Genomic DNA, 3,402 nt, shown 5'->3' on the forward strand with positions numbered 1-3,402 from the left:
CTTGGTTCATTTGCTGCTGCAAATCCTGCAACACATGTTCATTGCTCAAATCCACGCCTTGCGAATTTTGGCGGTCTTTGCCGTACAAATCACGCGCAGCGGCAAAGCTGCATGTAAATGAATACCTTCTTCGGCGATAGTATCGAAAGGGCTACGAATCAGTTCGTCAATGCTGATTTTTTCATCGACGATTTGATTCACAAACGAGGAATTGGCACCGTTTTCCAACAAACGACGCACCAAATACGCCAACAGCGTTTCGTGCGTCCCCACCGGTGCGTAAATGCGCACGCGGCGATCCAAGTTTTGCGGACCGACCACTTGGTCGTACAGGGTTTCGCCCATGCCGTGCAGGCATTGGTGTTCAAAATCCTTGCCCTTGCCCATTTCGTAAATCGCCGCCAACGTGTAGGCATTGTGGGTGGCAAATTGCGGGAACACGGCATCTTGCGCGTCCAGCAGTTTGCGCGCGCATGCCAGATAGGAAATGTCGGTATGCACTTTGCGGGTATAGACAGGATAGCCGTTGAGTCCGTCCACCTGCGCCCATTTGATTTCGCTGTCCCAATACGCGCCTTTTACCAAGCGAATCATCAATTTCTGATTATTGCGGCGCGCCAAATCCACCAAATAATCAATCACAAAGGGGCAGCGTTTTTGGTAGGCCTGCACCACAAAACCGATGCCATTGTAACCTGCCAAATCAGGATCGGACACCAAAGCTTCCATCAAATCCAGCGACAATTCCAAGCGGTTGGCTTCTTCGGCATCGATGTTCAGACCGATATTATATTGTTTTGCCAATAAAAACAGCTGTTTCAATTTCGGCAGCAATTCGGTCATCACGCGCTCGTGTTGAGCGCGGAAATAGCGCGGATGAATCGCCGATAATTTCACCGAAATGCCGTTGCCTTCATACACGCCCTGACCTGCCGCATCCTTGCCGATGGCATGAATCGCGGTAAGGTAATCCTGATAATAGCGGTCGGCATCGGCTTGGGTAAACGCCGCTTCGCCCAGCATATCGAATGAAAAACGGTAGCCCAATTTTTCGCGTTCTTTGCCGTTTTTCAATGCTTCTTCAATGGTTTGCCCGGTCACAAACTGCTTTCCCAGCATACGCATGGCATAGTTCACGCCTTTGCGGATTAGGGGCGCACCGCCTTTGTTCAAAACGTTTTTCAGGCTGCCTGAAAGCGATTCGCTGCTGGGTGCGTTGGTCAGTTTGCCGGTAATCAGCAAGCCCCAAGCGGCGGCGTTTACAAACAGGCTCGGGCTGTTGTTCAAATGGCTTTGCCAATCGCCGTCTGCAAGCTTGTCGGCAATCAGTTTATTGCGCGTAGCATTGTCGGGAATGCGCAGCAGGGCTTCTGCCAAGCACATCAGCGCCACCCCTTCTTCGCTGGACAGCGAAAATTCGTGCATCAGCGCATCCACGCCGCTGGCTTTGCGGCGGCTGGCGCGCACTTGGGTGACCAAACGGCGCGCCAAATCATCGGCGGCACGGCGCTCTTCATCGCTCATCTGCGCCTGTTGCAGCATATCCTGCACGGCTTCGATTTCATCGCGGCGATAAGCCTCAGTCACTGCTCGGCGTAAGGGCGTTTGTTCGGGGTGGGCAAATTGGAACATGGTGATTTCTCCTTAGTTTCTCCTGAAAAACAGATGGCATTCAATCATAGGCTAGAAAAACATCATTCATAAAACATGATGTCTTAACAGCTTTCAATATTAAGCATCGCTTAAATTAATTTATACTTAAATATTGACAGCTTTTATTTTACAAGATAAGTTTTCAGGCAATAAAGTTTTAGCTCTAGACTAGGGTCTGTTGACAATCACCTTAAAGCCATCAGGGTTGCAGCGAGGTAAATGTTTGTCGCAAAGGAGCTGTCCGTTTTCTCCGAAGGCATGGCTATCTTCTTAAACTCCTTTAAATCACAGAAAACATTTTCTACCAAATGACGCCATTTGCACATATGCCGGTCATAAGCACGTTGCAGTTTTCGCTTGCTCGTCGGCGCAATCACCGCTTGGCAATCTCTTTCGTTCAGTTCCTCTAACAGCCAATCTGCATCAAAGGCTTTGTCTGCCAGTAAAGCATTAAACTCTTTGTCTTTAATTAGCGGCTCGACACCGACAATGTCGTGACGTTGCCCGGGTAATAGGATGAATGAAACCAAATTGCCCAATGCGTCGACCAAGGGCAAGATTTTGGTGCTCATGCCGCCTTTGCCCTGATTGCAGAAACCAGTCTCTTTTTTATTTAGAATCGCTTTTCTAGTGCTGCGCCTGAACTATCTGCTACAATAATCTGAGTATTAAACTAAATTTAGACTTTGGTATGCAGCCTATACAACATCAACCGCTTTCCCCATCATTACAGACTTTGTTGACTATGGCGCATTTTCATGGCATCGCCGCCAATGCTGGTGATGTGTTGCATCGGTTTTCCGAAGATGGGCAGACGCTCAGCAAAGATGAATGGTTACTTGCTGCCAAGTCGATGGGATTAAAGGCACGTTTTGTCTCCCGCCGCATCGGTAAATTAAGCTTACTGGCACTGCCTGCTGTCATGTGGGATGACTCTGGCAATCAGGCTATTTTGGCAAAGATAGATGATGGCAAATATCTCATTCAAGAATTTTCAACGGGTACGGGTAGAGTGCAGGTCTTATCTGAAGCAGATTTTGCTCAGCGCTATTCAGGCAAACTCATCTTAGTCACTTCACGCGCGTCTGTATTGGGCAAACTTGCCAAATTTGACTTCACTTGGTTTATTCCTGCGGTGATTAAGTATCGCCGCATTTTTTTAGAAGTCTTATGTGTTTCCATTGTGATTCAGTTGTTCGCTTTAATTACGCCGCTGTTTTTTCAGGTGGTGATGGATAAGGTGTTAGTGCATCGGGGTTTTAGCACGCTTGATGTGATTGTGACGGCATTTATTGTGGTAACGCTATTCGATGTAACGCTCAATGGGCTGCGGAGCTATATTTTTGCCCATACGACTTCGCGCATTGATGTCGAGCTTGGGGCGCGTTTGTATCGCCATTTGCTGCAATTGCCGATTAGCTATTTTGAGCAGCGGCGCGTCGGCGATACCGTCGCGCGGGTGCGCGAGTTAGAGCAGATTCGCAGTTTCTTAACGGGGCAGGCGCTAACCTCAGTGTTAGACTTACTGTTTTCGTTCATCTTTATTGCGGTGATGTGGTTCTATAGCGGTTGGCTAACGTTAATTGTGGTTGTGAGCTTGCCGATTTATGCGGCATGGTCGGCGTTGATTAGCCCTGTATTGCGGGCACGCTTGAATGATAAATTTGCACGCTATGCCGATAATCAGTCTTTCTTAGTAGAATCTGTATCTGCGCTTGGTACGGTGAAGTCTATGGCGGTTGAACCGCA

3 protein-coding genes are annotated in these 3,402 nt (G+C 48.4%); 1 reads left to right on the top strand and 2 read right to left on the bottom strand.

All coding sequences use genetic code 11. The features are described 5' to 3' along the window. Positions 1–45: 45 nt before the first annotated feature. The gene (locus DT343_RS18515; RefSeq protein ID WP_220116873.1) at positions 46–1,632 is read right to left on the bottom strand and encodes a proline dehydrogenase family protein; all 1,587 of its coding nucleotides are present in this window, start codon (positions 1,630–1,632) and stop codon (positions 46–48) included. Between the two features lie 206 nt (positions 1,633–1,838). After that, a complete protein-coding gene (locus DT343_RS18520) occupies positions 1,839–2,273 on the bottom strand; it encodes a transposase (protein WP_258522620.1) in 435 nt (144 codons plus the stop codon). 71 nt (positions 2,274–2,344) lie between these two features. Between DT343_RS18520 and DT343_RS18525 the strand changes: the two genes are divergently transcribed. Then, positions 2,345–3,402, top strand: a 1,058-nt coding sequence (locus DT343_RS18525; protein ID WP_258522619.1) for an ABC transporter transmembrane domain-containing protein, incomplete at its 3' end; no start/stop codon positions are given.

Source organism: Brevundimonas vesicularis (assembly GCF_900445985.1).
Lineage (GTDB): Bacteria > Pseudomonadota > Alphaproteobacteria > Caulobacterales > Caulobacteraceae > Brevundimonas > Brevundimonas vesicularis_D.

What these genes read in the sequence shown, in the direction of transcription:
- DT343_RS18515 (WP_220116873.1), bottom strand. Translation starts at nt 1,632, where the DNA reads ATGTTCCAATTTGCCCACCCCGAACAAACGCCCTTACGCCGAGCAGTG.